Raw genomic sequence first — 13526 nt, 5'->3', positions numbered from 1 at the left:
CTGAACGTAGAGGTCAGCACGCGGAACACAAGCGGGCGCCTTCCGAGAGGCGAACAGCGTGCTATGGTCGACTCGAAGTGAGGTTTCGCGACCGTTCGCGAAGACCTGCGAGACAGGTAGTAGAGACCATGTCGGAGGCGCCGTGCGCGCCCGGCGCGCCACACGGCCGGCGCCGGAGGTCTCAGGATGAGTCCGTCGCTTGCTACGCGGCGCTCGACCTGGGGACCAACAACTGCCGCCTTCTGGTGGCCACGCCCACGCCGCGCGGGTTTCGCGTCGTCGAGGCCTATTCCCGCATCGTGCGTCTTGGCGAAGGGCTGTCGCAGACCGGCCAACTGTCCGAGGCGGCCATGGAACGCTCGCTGGCGGCCCTGAAGGTCTGCGCCGAGAAGATCCGTCGCCGCAAGGCGATCCGCGTGAAGGCTGTGGCCACCCAGGCCTGCCGGGGTGCGACAAATGGTCCCGACTTCGTCAGGCGCGTGCAGGAGGAAACCGGCCTCAAGCTGCAGATCATCAGCCCACGCGAGGAGGCTCAGCTTTCCGTCGCCGGCTGCATAAGCCTGTTCGACCGCGAGCAGGATGCGGCCCTGGTGGTCGATGTCGGCGGTGGTTCGACCGAGCTGTCATGGGTCGACCTGAAGGGCGGCGGCCTCGACGCCAAGCCGCGCCAGTTCGCCGCGTGGAAGCTGCCGATCAAGGCCTGGCTGTCGATTCCCGTGGGCGTCGTCACCCTGGCCGAGCGCTTCCCCGAGGGCGAGCGCGCCGAGGAAGGCTGGTTCCGGGCCATGGTCGACGACGTCAAGGCCCGGATCGAGGCTTTCCCGCACGCCGAGCCGATGCGCGAGATCTTCGCCGAGGGCAGGGCCCACCTGATCGGCACGTCCGGCGCGATCACCAGCCTGGCGGGTCTGCATCTGGGCCTGCCGCGCTACGACCGCAACATCGTCGACGGCCTCTGGATGGACCGCGCCGACTGCGACGTCGCGTCTGAACGCCTGCAGGGGCTGACGGCGGCCGAGCGGGCCCTGGAGCCGTGCATCGGCGCGGATCGAGCCGATCTCGTCCTTGCCGGCGCGGCCATTCTCCAGGCCGTTCAGGAGTTGTGGCCATGTTCGCGCGTGCGCGTCGCCGACCGAGGGCTTAGAGAGGGGCTTCTGATGTCCCTGATGTCCGACCAACAGAAGCGCCCGCGTCGGCGTCGTCGCGGCGGATCGTCCAAGAAGCCGGTATCCGCATGAGCGATGAAGAGCCCCCCCGCAAGCGCATGGTCAAGCCGCCGGCCGGCGGCACCGAAGGCGGCCGCGCCAAGCCCGCGCGCCTGAAGACGGCCTATGGCCGCACGCCCAGCCAGCAGGCCTGGCTGGAGCGCCAGATCAACGACCCATTCTCGGCCAAGGCCCGCGCCCTCGGCTATCGCAGCCGCGCGGCCTTCAAGATCAGCGAGATCGACGACAAGTTCCGCTTCTTCCATAAGGGCGCGAAGGTCATCGACCTGGGCTGCGCCCCGGGCGGCTGGCTGCAGATCGCCGTCGAGCGTGGCGTGACCCAACTGGCCGGCATCGACCTGCTGCCCGTCGATCCGGTGGCGCCGGCGCACCTGCTGGAGATGGACTTCACCGCCGACGACGCGCCAGGCAAGCTCCTGGAACTGCTGGACGGGGCGCCGGACCTCGTCCTGTCCGACATGGCGCCCAATACCGTCGGGCACCGCGAGACTGACCACCTGCGCATCGTCGGCCTGATCGAGATCGCCGCCGAATTCGCCATCGACGTGCTGAAGCCGGGCGGCGCCTTCGTCGCCAAGGCCTTCCAGGGCGGCGAGACGGCCGAGGTGATCGGGCGTCTCAAGCGTCACTTCGACAAGGTCCAGCACTTCAAGCCCAAGGCCAGCCGCGCCGACAGCTCAGAGGTCTTCCTGGTCGCGACGGGGTTCAAGGGACGGTGAGCCGGCCGGGGGGCGCGATTGGGGCGCTGGTCGCGCGGCCGTTTCGCAATCTGGCGATCTCGGTCGTTTTCGTTCTTTTGGTCGGCCTCTTCTCCATTGCTGGCTATCTGGGCGCTGGCTGGTCGTTCGACGACGCCATCTACATGGTGACCCTGACCATTTTCACGGTAGGCTACGGTGAAGTCAGACCGATCGACACCGACTACTTGCACCTGATCACCATGGCCACGATGGTGTTCGGGTGCACGGGGGTGATCGTGGTCACCGGTTCGCTGGTGCAGGCGCTCACCCAATCTCAACTCGAACAGTTCTTTGGAAAGCGCGTGGAACGCGACATCGACCGGCTGGACGGCCACATCATCATCTGCGGCTTTGGCCGTATCGGGCTCATGCTGGCCGGCGAGCTAGCCTCGGCGGGCGAGACCTTCGTGGTGGTGGAGCGCGACGAGGCGCGCTGCCAGGAAGCGCGGGATCTCGGCTATCTCTGCCGTCATGCCGACGCGACCGACGAGGATATCCTGCGCGCGATGCGTGTCGAGAGGGCCAAGGTTCTGGCCACGGTCCTGCCAGACGACGCGGCCAATGTGTTCATCACCTTGTCGGCCCGCAGCCTCAATCCCAAGCTCGAGATCATCGCCCGCGGCGAGCGCCCTACGACTGAGCGCAAGCTGATCCAGGCCGGCGCGGACAAGGTGGTCATGCCCACCCATATCGGCGCCGAGCGGATCGCCGAGATCATCCTCTACCCGAAGCTGGCCAACTTTCTGCGCGGCGCACAGTCCGACACGAGCCAGCAGGAAGCGCGCTTGGCGGCCCTGGGGCTGGATCTCAGCGTCGTGACCGCGCCCGCGTCCTTCGCGGCTAGGCGTGTGACGGTCGGGGAGTTCGAGCGTCGTGGCGGAGGGTTGCTGGTGGTTCGAATCGACCGCGTCGATGGGCGCGTAGTCGACGCCCCAAAGCCGGAAGACCTCATTCATGCCGGCGACGGTGTCTCGATCGTCGCGAAGCTAGGCCGTGTGGGCCTTTCGGCCCTCGCCGGCTGAAGCTGCTATCGCCTGGATTGCGGGCGCGGCCCTTCTTGCATGGATGCCAGCATCATTGGATGCTAGATTTCGTGCTGCAAGGAGAAGCGGCATGCGGACGACATTGGCGCTCGACGACGATCTGCTGGAACGGGCGATGGCCCTGACCGGGATTGGGGAGAAGACGGCCTTGGTGCGTGAAGCGCTCAAGGCTCTGGTCGAACGAGAGAGCGCGCGCCGCCTGGCGTTGCTCGGCGGCAGTGAACCCGACCTCAAGGACATTCCGCGTCGGCGTCTCGAACCGGCGTGATCCTGGTCGACACATCCATTTGGGTCGACCACCTGCGAACCACGAATGCAGGGCTCGTGCGGCTGCTCGGTGAAGGCGGGGTCCTGACTCATCCTTTTGTTATCGGCGAACTGGCGTTGGGCAATCTGCGCAACCGGCCAATAGTGCTCGAGTTATTGCGGCAAATGCCGCGCGCCGTGTCCGCGACCGACGACGAGGTTCTGAGCTTCATCGAAGCCAACCGTCTCCATGGCCTTGGCGTCGGCTATATCGATGTCCATTTGCTGGCCAGCGCCAAGCTGACCGCGGGCGTCAGGGTCTGGACTTGTGACCAGCGCCAGGCCGCTGTCGCCGAGCGCCTCGACCTTCGCGCGGACCCCTTGGCCTGACGCAGCGCACAATTTGCTGAAGAAGGCGCGCTCAACGGGTCGACAACCGGCGGCCTCGCGGCTACATACGCGCCGCAAAATGGAGACTCCGATGGAGATTCGCGAAGGGCTCACCTTCGACGACGTTTTGCTCGAACCCGGCCCGTCCGACGTCATGCCGACCCAGGTGACGACCGAGACCCGGTTCACGCGTGAAATCAGTCTGAACATTCCGCTCGTGTCCGCCGCCATGGACACGGTGACCGAAAGCCGCCTCGCCATCGCCATGGCGCAAGCCGGCGGCCTGGGCATCCTGCACCGCAACCTCACCAATGAGGAGCAGGCGGATCAGGTGCGCGAGGTCAAGCGTTACGAAAGCGGCATGGTCATCAATCCGCTGACCATCCATCCCGACACCACCCTGGCCGAGATCCGCGAGATCAAGGCCCGCCGCAAGATCTCGGGTTTCCCGGTGGTCGAACGCGGCTCGGGCAAGCTGGTCGGCATCCTGACCAACCGCGACATGCGCTTCGAGGGCGACGACAAGGTCCCGGCCTCGGCGCTGATGACCCGCGAGGGCCTGATCACTGTGGGCGAGGGGATCGATCACCGCGAGGCGCGCGAGCTGCTCCGCAAGCACAAGATCGAACGCCTGATCGTCGTCGACGAGGCCTATCGCGCCGTCGGCCTGATCACGGTGAAGGACATCGAGAAGGCCCAGGCTCACCCCCTGGCCGCCAAGGACGACAAGGGCCGCCTGCTGGTCGGCGCCGCCTCGACCGTCGGCGACGCCGGCTTCGAGCGCTCGATGGGCCTGGTGGACGCTGGCGTCGACGTCGTCGTCATCGACACGGCCCATGGTCACTCCAGTCAGGTCGCCCAGGCCGTCTCGCGCTTGAAGCGCGAAGCCAACCGCGTCCAGATCGTGGCCGGCAACATCGCCACCTACGACGCCGCCCGCGCCCTGATCGACGCCGGCGCCGACGCGGTGAAGGTGGGCATCGGCCCGGGCTCGATCTGCACTACCCGCATTGTCGCGGGCGTGGGCGTGCCGCAGCTGACCGCGATCATGGAAGCCGTGCGCGCGGGGCGCGAGAGCGGCGTGCCGATCATCGCGGACGGTGGCATCAAGTATTCGGGCGACCTGGCCAAGGCCATAGCGGCCGGGGCCTCGACCGCCATGATGGGCTCGATGTTCGCCGGCACCGAAGAGGCGCCGGGCGAGGTGTTCCTCTACCAGGGCCGCTCGTACAAGAGCTATCGCGGCATGGGCTCGGTGGGCGCCATGGCCCGAGGCTCGGCCGACCGTTATTTCCAGAAGGAAGTGACGGACAGCTTCAAGCTCGTGCCGGAAGGCATCGAGGGCCAGACCCCGTTCAAGGGGCCGATCTCGCCAGTGCTGCACCAACTGGTCGGCGGGCTTCGCGCGGCCATGGGCTATGTCGGCGCGCCGACCATCCCCGAACTGCAGGCGCGCGCCAAGTTCGTGCGCATCACGGGCGCGGGCTTGCGTGAAAGCCACGTCCACGACGTGATGATCACCCGCGAAGCCCCGAACTATCCGAGCGCGGTCTAGGCGATGCGGATGGCCTTCGAGCTTCAGATGCTGGCGGCGGCGGTCCTGATCGGGATCGTCCACCTGCTGTGGGCGGCCGCGGCCGCCCAGCCCCAGCGCGGCTTGAAGTGGAATGCGGGCCCCCGCGATGAGCCGGTCGTGCTGACCGGCGTCGCGGGGCGCCTGGAACGCGCCTTCGCCAACTTCCGCGAGACGTTTCCGTTCTTCGCGGTCTTGGTGCTGGTCGACTATCTCGGCGGTCGCCTGGGCGAGCTCACCTCGCTGGGCGCGCTGATCTATGTGGCGGCGCGCGCCGTCTATATCCCGCTCTATGCCTTCGGCGTGCCCTATGTGCGCAGCTTGACCTGGGTCGCCTCGATGGTCGGGATCTTGATGCTGCTCGCGGCCCTGGTGGTCTGATGCGCGACGGCGGACGGGTTTCGGCGGCGATCGAGGTTTTGACCGAGATCGAGACGCGGCATTTTCCCTCGAAGATGGCCTTGAAGCGCTGGGGCGAGACCGCGCGCTACGCCGGCTCCAAGGACCGCGCCTTCGTTTCGGGCCTGGTCCTGGACGCCCTTCGCCGCAAGCGCTCGCTGGGCTGGATGATGGGCGATGCGAGCGCGCGTGGGGCGGTGCTGGGTGTGCTGGCCTTCACCTGGAAATGGACGTCTGACCGCATCGCCGAGGCGGCCTCGGAAGAGCATGGCTTCGGCGCCCTGACCGATGGCGAGCGTGAACGTCTGGCTCACCCGATCTCGCTGGACGCGGCTCCGGCCCCGGTGACGGGCGACTATCCCGACTGGCTGGAAGAGCGTCTGGTGCGCGCCTTCGGCGCGGACCAGGCGGTCGAGATGCAAGCCCTGGCCGAACGCGCCCCGGTCGACCTGCGGGTCAACACCCTGAAGACCGACGCTGATCGCGCCGCCAAGGCCCTGGCCCCGATCCACGCCGCGCCGGCGGGGATCCTGCCCAACGCCTTCCGCATCCCGGCTCCGGCCGCCGCCGACCGCGCGCCGTCGGTCGAAGCGGTGCCGGCCTTCTCCAAGGGCTGGTTCGAGGTCCAGGACCTCGGCTCCCAGATCGCCGCCGCCGTGGCCGGCGAGGTCAAGGGCAAGCAGGTGCTGGACTTCTGCGCCGGCGGCGGCGGCAAGACCCTCGCGCTCGCCGCCGCCATGGGCAACACCGGCCAGATCTTCGCCCATGACAGCGACGCCCGGCGTCTGGCCGACTGCATCCGGCGCGGCCAGAGGGCAGGGGTTCGCAACCTGCAGATCCGCTCGCCGATCGAGGCCACGCCGCTGAAGGGCCTGGAAGGCAAGATCGACGTCGTCTTCGTCGACGCGCCCTGCACGGGCTCCGGCACCTGGCGCCGACATCCCGATGCGAAATGGCGCCTGTCGCCCGACCAACTGGTCAAGCGTCAGATCGAGCAGGATAGCGTGCTGGAGGACGCCTCGACCTTCGTGAAGGCCGGAGGACGCATGGTCTATGTGACCTGCTCGCTGCTGGTCGACGAGAACGAGGACCGTGTCGCCGGCTTCCTTGAACGCCACCCCGAATTCACCGTGAAGCCGATCGCCCTGGACGGCGTCGAGCACGTCACGCCCGAAGGCTATCTGCGCCTGAGCCCTCATCGCGCCGGGACGGACGGCTTCTTCGCCGCCGTGCTGGAGCGATCCTCGTACACGCCCTGACCTGACGCCCTGATTGAAACGAAGACCGCTGGAGACTAGCCGATGACCACCGAAACCGAACACCAGCGCGTCCTGATCGTCGACTTCGGCAGCCAGGTGACCCAACTGATCGCGCGCCGGGTGCGCGAGGCCGGCGTCTATTGCGAGATCCATCCGTTCGACAAGGTCGAGGCCCTGGTCGACGACTACAAGCCCGCCGCCATCATCCTGTCGGGCGGCCCCGCCAGCGTGCTCGAGGACGACAGCCCCCGTATCGGCCGCAAGTTGTTCGACCTCGGTCTGCCGATGCTGGCCATCTGCTACGGTCAGCAGCTGTTGTGCGACGTGCTGGGCGGCAGGGTCGAGGGTGGCCACGCCGGCGAGTTCGGCCGCGCGGAGCTGACCATCGGCAAACACAGTCCGCTGTTCCAGGGCCTGGCCGGCATTGGCGAGCTGGAAACCGTCTGGATGAGCCACGGCGACCGCGTCACCGCCATCCCCGAGGGCTTCGAGGTCATCGCCACCTCGACCGGGGCCCCGTTCGCGGCCATCGCCAATGACGAAAAGAAGATCTATGCGGTCCAGTTCCACCCCGAGGTGGTCCACACCGTCAACGGCTCGAAGATCTACAAGAACTTCCTGGCCCTGGCCGGGCTGAAGGGCGACTGGACCATGGCGGCCTTCCGCCAGGAGATGGTCACGAGGATCCGCGACCAGGTCGGGACCGGCAGGGTGATCTGCGGCCTTTCGGGCGGCGTCGACAGCTCGGTGGCCGCCGTCCTGATTCACGAGGCGATCGGCGACCAGCTGACCTGCGTGTTCGTCGACACCGGCCTGCTGCGCAAGAACGAGGCCGACCAGGTCGTCACCCTGTTCCGCGACCACTACAACATCCCGCTGGTCCACGTGGACGCCGGCGACCTGTTCCTGGGCGAGCTGGCCGGCGTCAGCGACCCCGAGACCAAGCGCAAGACCATCGGCCGTCTGTTCATCGAGGTCTTCGACAGGGAAGCCGCCAAGATCGACGGCGCCGAGTTCCTGGCCCAGGGCACGCTCTATCCCGACGTCGTCGAGAGCGTCTCGGCCCGCGGCGGTCCCTCCGCCGTGATCAAGAGCCACCACAATGTCGGCGGCCTGCCGGACTACATGAAGCTGAAGCTCGTCGAACCGCTGCGCGAGCTCTTCAAGGATGAGGTCCGCGCCCTGGGCGTCGAACTGGGCCTGGCCCCGGCCTTCGTCGGTCGTCACCCGTTCCCCGGCCCGGGCCTGGCCATCCGCATCCCCGGCGAGATCACGCCCGAGAAGGTCAAGGTCCTGCAGGACGCCGACGCCATCTATCTGGAAGAGATCCGCAACGCCGGCCTGTACGACCAGATCTGGCAGGCGTTCGCCGTGTTGCTGCCGGTCAAGACGGTCGGCGTCATGGGCGACGCGCGCACCTACGAAAACGTCCTGGCCCTGCGCGCGGTGACTTCGACCGACGGCATGACCGCCGACTTCTTCGAGTTCCCCTGGCCGATCCTGGGCAAGACGGCCACGCGGATCATCAATGAAGTCCGAGGGGTCAACCGGGTAGTTTACGACGTGACCAGCAAGCCGCCTGGCACTATCGAGTGGGAATGATTCAGGGCCGTCGGGGACCTTCGCGGACCATCGCGAATATCGGTTAAATCATTGGAATAATAAGTATTCTGGCTCTCCAACGATCGGCGACGATCGAGGGGAGCCAGTTCAAATTTCGTGCGATTGACGGTACGCCCGCGATCTTGCTCGCGAGGGCGAGCGGCTGATACCGTCAGGCAAGTCAGGCCTGACGGTATTTTTTCTCACATCAAGCCCCTGAATTTCCTCAGAAAAGGTGCTCCCGACATGCCGTTTTGGGCGTGACGGTATTTTACGGCCTTTTCGCCGGTTTTCGGGGCAAGAAGGAGGCCGTCCATGCTCACCGATGCCGCACTCAAGTTTTTGAAACCAAAAAAGAAACCGTACAAGGTCGCGGACCGTGACGGTATTTACGTCCTGGTCTCTCCCGCCGGGCCCATCACCTTCCGGCTCGACTACCGGATCAACAACCGCCGGGAGACCCCGACGCTAGGTCGCTACGGGCGCGATGGCGTCAGTCTGTTGAAGGCGCGCGAGCTTGGGATGGAAGCTCGGCGCAGGGTGAGAGAAGGGGTCTCGCCGGCGATCGAAAAGCAGCGTGACAAGGCGCGCATCAAGGCGGCCAAGACCTTCGCCGATTTCGGGCGGAAGTGGATCGAGGAAGGCCGCATGGCCGACAGCACTCGCGCCATGCGCCGCGCGATCTACGAGCGCGACGTCGAGCCGGCCTTCAAGAACCGGATGCTGACCGAGATCGAACCGGGCGATGTTCGCGCGCTCTGCCAACTCGTGAAGGATCGTGGGGCGCCCGCGACCGCCATCCACATCCGAGATCAGATCAACCTGATCTTCGCCTTCGCGCGCCTGCACGGCGAGAAGGTGGAAAACCCCGCCAAGGACGTCAGCCCGTCGTCGATCTGGTCTTTCACGCCGCGCGAGCGGGCGTTGTCGCCCAAGGAGATCCGGCTGCTCTATCCGCTCCTTGAGCAGGTCCCGACCTTGCCGACGATCCGGCTTGGCATGAAGCTCATCCTGCTGACCCTGGTGCGCAAGAGCGAGCTGCAGGACGCCACCTGGGACGAGGTCGACTTCGTCAACGCGATCTGGAGCATTCCCGCTGCCCGGATGAAGGCCAGCCGGGCCCACAACATCTACCTGTCGACCCAGGCCCTCGACATCATGATCGCGCTGAAGACCTGCGCAGGAAACTCGCCGTACCTCCTGCCCTCGCGCTATGAGGCCGATCAGCCCATGTCGCGGGCTACGTTCAACCGCGTGACCATGAGCATTGCCGAGCGGGCCAAGGCGCAGGGGCTCCCGCTCGCGCCGTTCACGGACCACGACCTGCGCCGGACGGGCTCGACTCTGCTCAACGAGATCGGGTTCGAAAGCGACTGGATCGAGAAGTGCCTGGCCCACGTCGATCGGCGAACCTCCCGTCGCGTCCACAATGTCGCCGAGTACGCCCAGCAGCGCCGGCACATGCTTCAGGAGTGGGCGGACATGATCGACGCCTGGGTGCGGGGCGAGCGTCATGTCCCGACCTTGAAGCCGGCTGACATCCACGGGGTCACGCTGGATCCACGGGCCTGAACGCCGCCCCGACCCTCTCGGTGTAAACGAGACGCTCTACCGGCTGATCGACCGGTTCGGCGCCGACCGTTCAGTAGGGACAGTCAGGTCCAGGTCGGCGCACGCCCGCCACGACGGTGACCCCTTCGGCGGCCTCGCCACCGCGCCGGGTCAGGACTGCGCCCCGGGGCGGCGCCCGGCCCGAGGCATCACCCCCGAAAGCTGTCGTGCCGTGCTGCTCGACTATCGGTTCCTGACCGGTCGGGTCTTGCGGTCGCGGACATCGGGCAGGGGCGCGCGCTCTTGGGTCCCTTCCTGAGCTTGCCGCTTGCGCTCGGCCAGCCAGGTCTCGACCTCCGCCAGATCCCAGACGACGCGGCGGCGGGTCAGGGCGAGGCGGCGGGGGAATTCGCCGCGCCGCTCCATCTCGTAGATGGTCGTGTCGGCCAGCGGGACGATCTTATGGAGCTGGGCGCGGCGGATCGCACGCAGGGGCGGGCCGTCGGCGGTCCGGGCTTTGTCAGGGGAAGGGGTTTGGGTCATGGCGTCCTCACGCCGTGACCCTGCTGCGCCGCCGATAGAGCGCGCAACCGACAAGCGGCGATCGGCGCGGGCCGAAATCAAAGGCAACAAGACGGCGGGGCGACGCGACCGCGGTCCGTTCGGGACCTGGGTCGCGCCGCCGTATCGTCAGCCGTTGACGGCGTCCTTCAGTTGCTTGGCCGGGGTGAAGGCGACCTTCTTGCTGGCGGCGATCTCGATCGTCGCGCCCGTCGAGGGATTGCGGCCGGTGCGCGCTGGCTTGGCCTGGACCTTGAACTTGCCAAAGCCCGGGATCGAGACTTCCTCGCCCTTCACGGCGGCGTCGGTCAGCGCCTTGAAGACGCCGTCGATCATGGCCTTGGCCTGGGTCTTGGTGAGCTTGGGCTCGGCGGCCACGGCGGCTTCGACGAGGTCTGAAACGTTCATGGAAAAGCTCCTGCGGTGTTGGGCCGGCCAAACGAGCCGCGCGGCGCTGATTTGTCATCCTGGATCGAGCGCGGTCGTCGACCTGGAGCAAACCGGGGACGACTAATCCAGGTCGAGCGCGCGCCCGCCGTAGATCGATGCGGGATCGGCGCCGTCGCGGATCGCGATGCGATTGCGAATGCCCTGGGCCATCTTCACGTCGAGCTTGGGTGTGTTCCAGCGGGCCGCGCCGCCCAGTTGGATGGGCTGGTCGGGGAAGCTGAGGAAGGTGAAGACGCGGTTGGTGACCTCGATCATCCAGGCCTTCATCTCGGCGTCGGAAATGCGCGATGCCTTAAGGTAGGGGATTTCCCCCGCGGGGCTGATGATCTTCACCTCGCTGAAGTCGCCGGCCGGGCTGATGACTTCGCGGCCGGCGTGCCAATCCTCGATCTTGGTGTTGCGCACGCAGGTCTCGACCAGCGCCAGCGTCGCGCGGGCCAGGGCGCGGCGTTCCATTTCAGTCCAAGGGGCATCGGTCATCGGGAAATCCTCGCCAGGGGAGCCCTGTTGTCCGGCAGTCCGGCCTCGACGTCAAAGCCGCCGGGCAAGGTTAGGCGCCTCGCGTCACGCCGCGATCGCGCTCTACGGCCAAGGCCGCCGAGCCCCGAAGGTGGGTCTCGTCCCATACGGATCACGATCACTGGCGCAGGGGCGGGCCGTTGGCCCGCATAAGGCCATCGCGCGGCGCGCGATGACTTATCTGAAGATCCTTTCTCCAAAAGGGGGGGCGACGCGCCCTTCTAGGCCCGCCACGGACGGCGGCAACCGGCCTTCGGCCGGTCCTCCACTGCGTTGCGGCCCTTCGGGTGCCGCCGCCCGCTGCGGCGGGCCTCTCCGGTCGCTCATCGCCGCCCACCCCCCTTTCCGGCGAAAGGACGCGGGGTTTGGGGCGGGGATGGAGGCCACCTCATGCGCTCTTCCCGGAAAGGCCGTCAGGGAACGGTCAAGCTTGCGTCAAGAACGTCCGCCGTCGGTTCGGCGGCCCGGCCGGGGGGCGCTGCCCCGGCCTGCGGTGGGGCGGGCGACGGTTCGGCCGACCCGGATGAAACCCGCCGAGAGGGCGAGCCGGAGCGTTCGCGCGCCAGCCTCTATGACGAAGTCACCGGCCGGATCATCGGCGAACTGGAGGCCGGGCGCCTGCCCTGGGTCACGTGGGGCAAGGTCGGCGGGACCGGGCCGGGCCTGCCGCGCAACGCCGCGACCGGGCGGACCTACTCCGGGGTCAACATCCTGCTTTTGTGGGGATCGGTCATCGAGCATGGCTACGAAACCCAGGGCTGGCTGACCTTCCGCCAAGCCCAGAAGGCTGGCGGGCAGGTGCGGCGCGGCGAGCGCGGGACCACCGTGGTCTTCGCCGACAAGTTCACCCCCAAGGCCGAACAGGACCGCGCCGCCCGCGAGGGCGACGCGCCGGGCGTGGTGCCCTTCCTCAAGCGCTTCACGGTCTTCAACGTCGATCAGTGCGAAGGTCTGGAGACCTTGGCGGCGGCGCCCGCGCCCTTGCCCGAGCGTCAGATCATCCCGCACGTCGAGGCCTTGATCGCCGCGACCCGCGCCGATTTCCGGATCGGTGGCGCCGAGGCCTATTACGCCCCGGCCCTCGACTATGTCCGCGTGCCGCCGCAACCGGCCTTCCGCCACCAGATCGACTATTACCGCACGGCCCTGCACGAGTTGTCGCACTGGACGGGCCATCCCTCGCGCCTCAACCGCGACCAGTCGGGGCGCTTTGGGTCCAAGCCCTACGGCTTCGAGGAACTGGTCGCCGAGCTGTCGGCCGCCTTCACCTGCGCCGCCTTGGGCGTCGTGCCCACCGTGCGCCATGCCGACTACATCGGGTCCTGGCTGGCGATCCTGAAAGACGACAACCGCGCCATCTTCCGCGCCGCCTCCAAGGCCAGCAAAGCGGCCGACTACCTGTTGGCCTTCGCCCCCGACCGGGCGGACGAGGGGCAAGGCAAGGATGAGGGCGAGGCGCGGGACGCCGCGCCGGTCTCGGAGGTCGCGGCATGAAAACGCCCCTGATCTCCGACGCGATCATGGCCCAGCTGATCGCCAATAGCGCGGCACAGGACGAGCGCGACCCGGTCCCGCCGCTCAAGCTTTTCAACCCGGTCGGACCGGGGCGCTGGCTGATCACCGAGATCATGGCCGACGCCGACACCCTGTTTGGCCTGTGCGACCTGGACCAGGGCTTTCCCGAGCTGGGCTACGTCAGTCTCGACGAGATCGAGGCCATCGCCCTGCCGCACGGCTTTCGGATCGAGCGCGACCGTTTCTTTGTCGGTCGTGTCCCGCTGTCGATGTGGGCGCAGCTCGCCCGTCGCCTGGGCTCGATCTTCGCGGCCGAGGCATGGTCCGCCTGATGTCCCATCACGCCAAGGACGGTCCGTCTGACCCGGTATTTGCCCTTCCGCGCGCGGGGTCCGCCCGGCGTCGGACGACCGCGCCAATCCCGGCGCATCCCGGTCCCGCCCTTCGCCTTG

15 protein-coding genes are annotated in these 13526 nt (G+C 67.4%); 12 read left to right on the top strand and 3 right to left on the bottom strand.

Going from position 1 to position 13526, the window contains the following annotated elements; all coding sequences use genetic code 11:
• Nucleotides 1-128: 128 nt before the first annotated feature.
• The 10 genes from AC1RJ9_RS18025 (at nucleotide 129) to AC1RJ9_RS17980 (ending at nucleotide 10050) form a co-directional block, all read left to right on the top strand.
• Nucleotides 129-1238, top strand: coding sequence for a Ppx/GppA phosphatase family protein (locus AC1RJ9_RS18025; RefSeq protein WP_492838383.1), 1110 nt, complete (start codon nucleotides 129-131; stop codon nucleotides 1236-1238).
• On the top strand, nucleotides 1235-1945 hold the full coding sequence (locus tag AC1RJ9_RS18020; protein ID WP_492838382.1) for an RlmE family RNA methyltransferase: 711 nt from the start codon (nucleotides 1235-1237) through the stop codon (nucleotides 1943-1945). Before AC1RJ9_RS18025 ends, AC1RJ9_RS18020 begins: the two co-directional genes overlap by 4 nt.
• Nucleotides 1942-2988: a potassium channel family protein gene (locus AC1RJ9_RS18015; RefSeq protein WP_492838381.1), complete on the top strand. Its 1047-nt coding sequence runs from the start codon at nucleotides 1942-1944 to the stop codon at nucleotides 2986-2988. The genes AC1RJ9_RS18020 and AC1RJ9_RS18015 overlap by 4 nt, the downstream gene beginning before the upstream one ends.
• A gap of 91 nt (nucleotides 2989-3079) precedes the next feature.
• On the top strand, nucleotides 3080-3277 hold the full coding sequence (locus AC1RJ9_RS18010; RefSeq protein ID WP_492838380.1) for a type II toxin-antitoxin system VapB family antitoxin: 198 nt from the start codon (nucleotides 3080-3082) through the stop codon (nucleotides 3275-3277).
• Complete coding sequence (locus tag AC1RJ9_RS18005; RefSeq protein ID WP_492838379.1) at nucleotides 3274-3645, top strand: type II toxin-antitoxin system VapC family toxin; 372 nt, start codon at nucleotides 3274-3276, stop codon at nucleotides 3643-3645. Before AC1RJ9_RS18010 ends, AC1RJ9_RS18005 begins: the two co-directional genes overlap by 4 nt.
• Nucleotides 3646-3736: 91 nt before the next feature.
• A complete protein-coding gene (gene guaB / locus AC1RJ9_RS18000) occupies nucleotides 3737-5200 on the top strand; it encodes an IMP dehydrogenase (RefSeq protein ID WP_492838378.1) in 1464 nt (487 codons plus the stop codon).
• A 3-nt stretch (nucleotides 5201-5203) separates the two neighbouring features.
• Nucleotides 5204-5599, top strand: a complete 396-nt coding sequence (locus AC1RJ9_RS17995) for an MAPEG family protein (RefSeq protein ID WP_492838377.1) — start codon at nucleotides 5204-5206, stop codon at nucleotides 5597-5599.
• On the top strand, nucleotides 5599-6876 hold the full coding sequence (locus tag AC1RJ9_RS17990; RefSeq protein ID WP_492838375.1) for an RsmB/NOP family class I SAM-dependent RNA methyltransferase: 1278 nt from the start codon (nucleotides 5599-5601) through the stop codon (nucleotides 6874-6876). Before AC1RJ9_RS17995 ends, AC1RJ9_RS17990 begins: the two co-directional genes overlap by 1 nt.
• A gap of 42 nt (nucleotides 6877-6918) precedes the next feature.
• Nucleotides 6919-8478 carry a glutamine-hydrolyzing GMP synthase gene (gene guaA, locus AC1RJ9_RS17985; protein WP_492838373.1) on the top strand — a complete coding sequence of 520 codons (1560 nt, stop codon included), beginning with the start codon at nucleotides 6919-6921 and terminating at the stop codon, nucleotides 8476-8478.
• A 315-nt stretch (nucleotides 8479-8793) separates the two neighbouring features.
• Nucleotides 8794-10050: a tyrosine-type recombinase/integrase gene (locus tag AC1RJ9_RS17980; RefSeq protein ID WP_492838372.1), complete on the top strand. Its 1257-nt coding sequence runs from the start codon at nucleotides 8794-8796 to the stop codon at nucleotides 10048-10050.
• Nucleotides 10051-10272: 222 nt separating this feature from the next.
• On the opposite strand, the gene AC1RJ9_RS17975 is transcribed toward AC1RJ9_RS17980, so the two are convergent.
• The 3 genes from AC1RJ9_RS17975 to AC1RJ9_RS17965 all read right to left on the bottom strand — a co-directional run bounded on the left by AC1RJ9_RS17975 (nucleotide 10273) and on the right by AC1RJ9_RS17965 (nucleotide 11520).
• Nucleotides 10273-10572 carry a helix-turn-helix transcriptional regulator gene (locus tag AC1RJ9_RS17975; protein WP_492838371.1) on the bottom strand — a complete coding sequence of 100 codons (300 nt, stop codon included), beginning with the start codon at nucleotides 10570-10572 and terminating at the stop codon, nucleotides 10273-10275.
• A 147-nt stretch (nucleotides 10573-10719) separates the two neighbouring features.
• The gene (locus tag AC1RJ9_RS17970) at nucleotides 10720-10998 is read right to left on the bottom strand and encodes an HU family DNA-binding protein (protein ID WP_492838370.1); all 279 of its coding nucleotides are present in this window, start codon (nucleotides 10996-10998) and stop codon (nucleotides 10720-10722) included.
• Nucleotides 10999-11100: 102 nt separating this feature from the next.
• Nucleotides 11101-11520: a hypothetical protein gene (locus tag AC1RJ9_RS17965; RefSeq protein WP_492838369.1), complete on the bottom strand. Its 420-nt coding sequence runs from the start codon at nucleotides 11518-11520 to the stop codon at nucleotides 11101-11103.
• Between the two features lie 429 nt (nucleotides 11521-11949).
• On the opposite strand from AC1RJ9_RS17965, the gene AC1RJ9_RS17960 reads away from it, so the two are divergent.
• Both AC1RJ9_RS17960 and AC1RJ9_RS17955 read left to right on the top strand, forming a co-directional pair.
• Nucleotides 11950-13053 carry an ArdC family protein gene (locus AC1RJ9_RS17960; RefSeq protein WP_492838368.1) on the top strand — a complete coding sequence of 368 codons (1104 nt, stop codon included), beginning with the start codon at nucleotides 11950-11952 and terminating at the stop codon, nucleotides 13051-13053.
• Nucleotides 13050-13406, top strand: coding sequence for a DUF2958 domain-containing protein (locus AC1RJ9_RS17955; protein ID WP_492838367.1), 357 nt, complete (start codon nucleotides 13050-13052; stop codon nucleotides 13404-13406). Before AC1RJ9_RS17960 ends, AC1RJ9_RS17955 begins: the two co-directional genes overlap by 4 nt.
• The last annotated feature ends 120 nt before the right edge of the window (nucleotides 13407-13526 follow it).

Source organism: Caulobacter sp. GW822-FHT07D08, assembly GCF_058798735.1.
The sequence above is the reverse complement of the archived record's forward strand: the minus strand, read 5'-3'. Positions and strand labels throughout refer to the sequence as shown.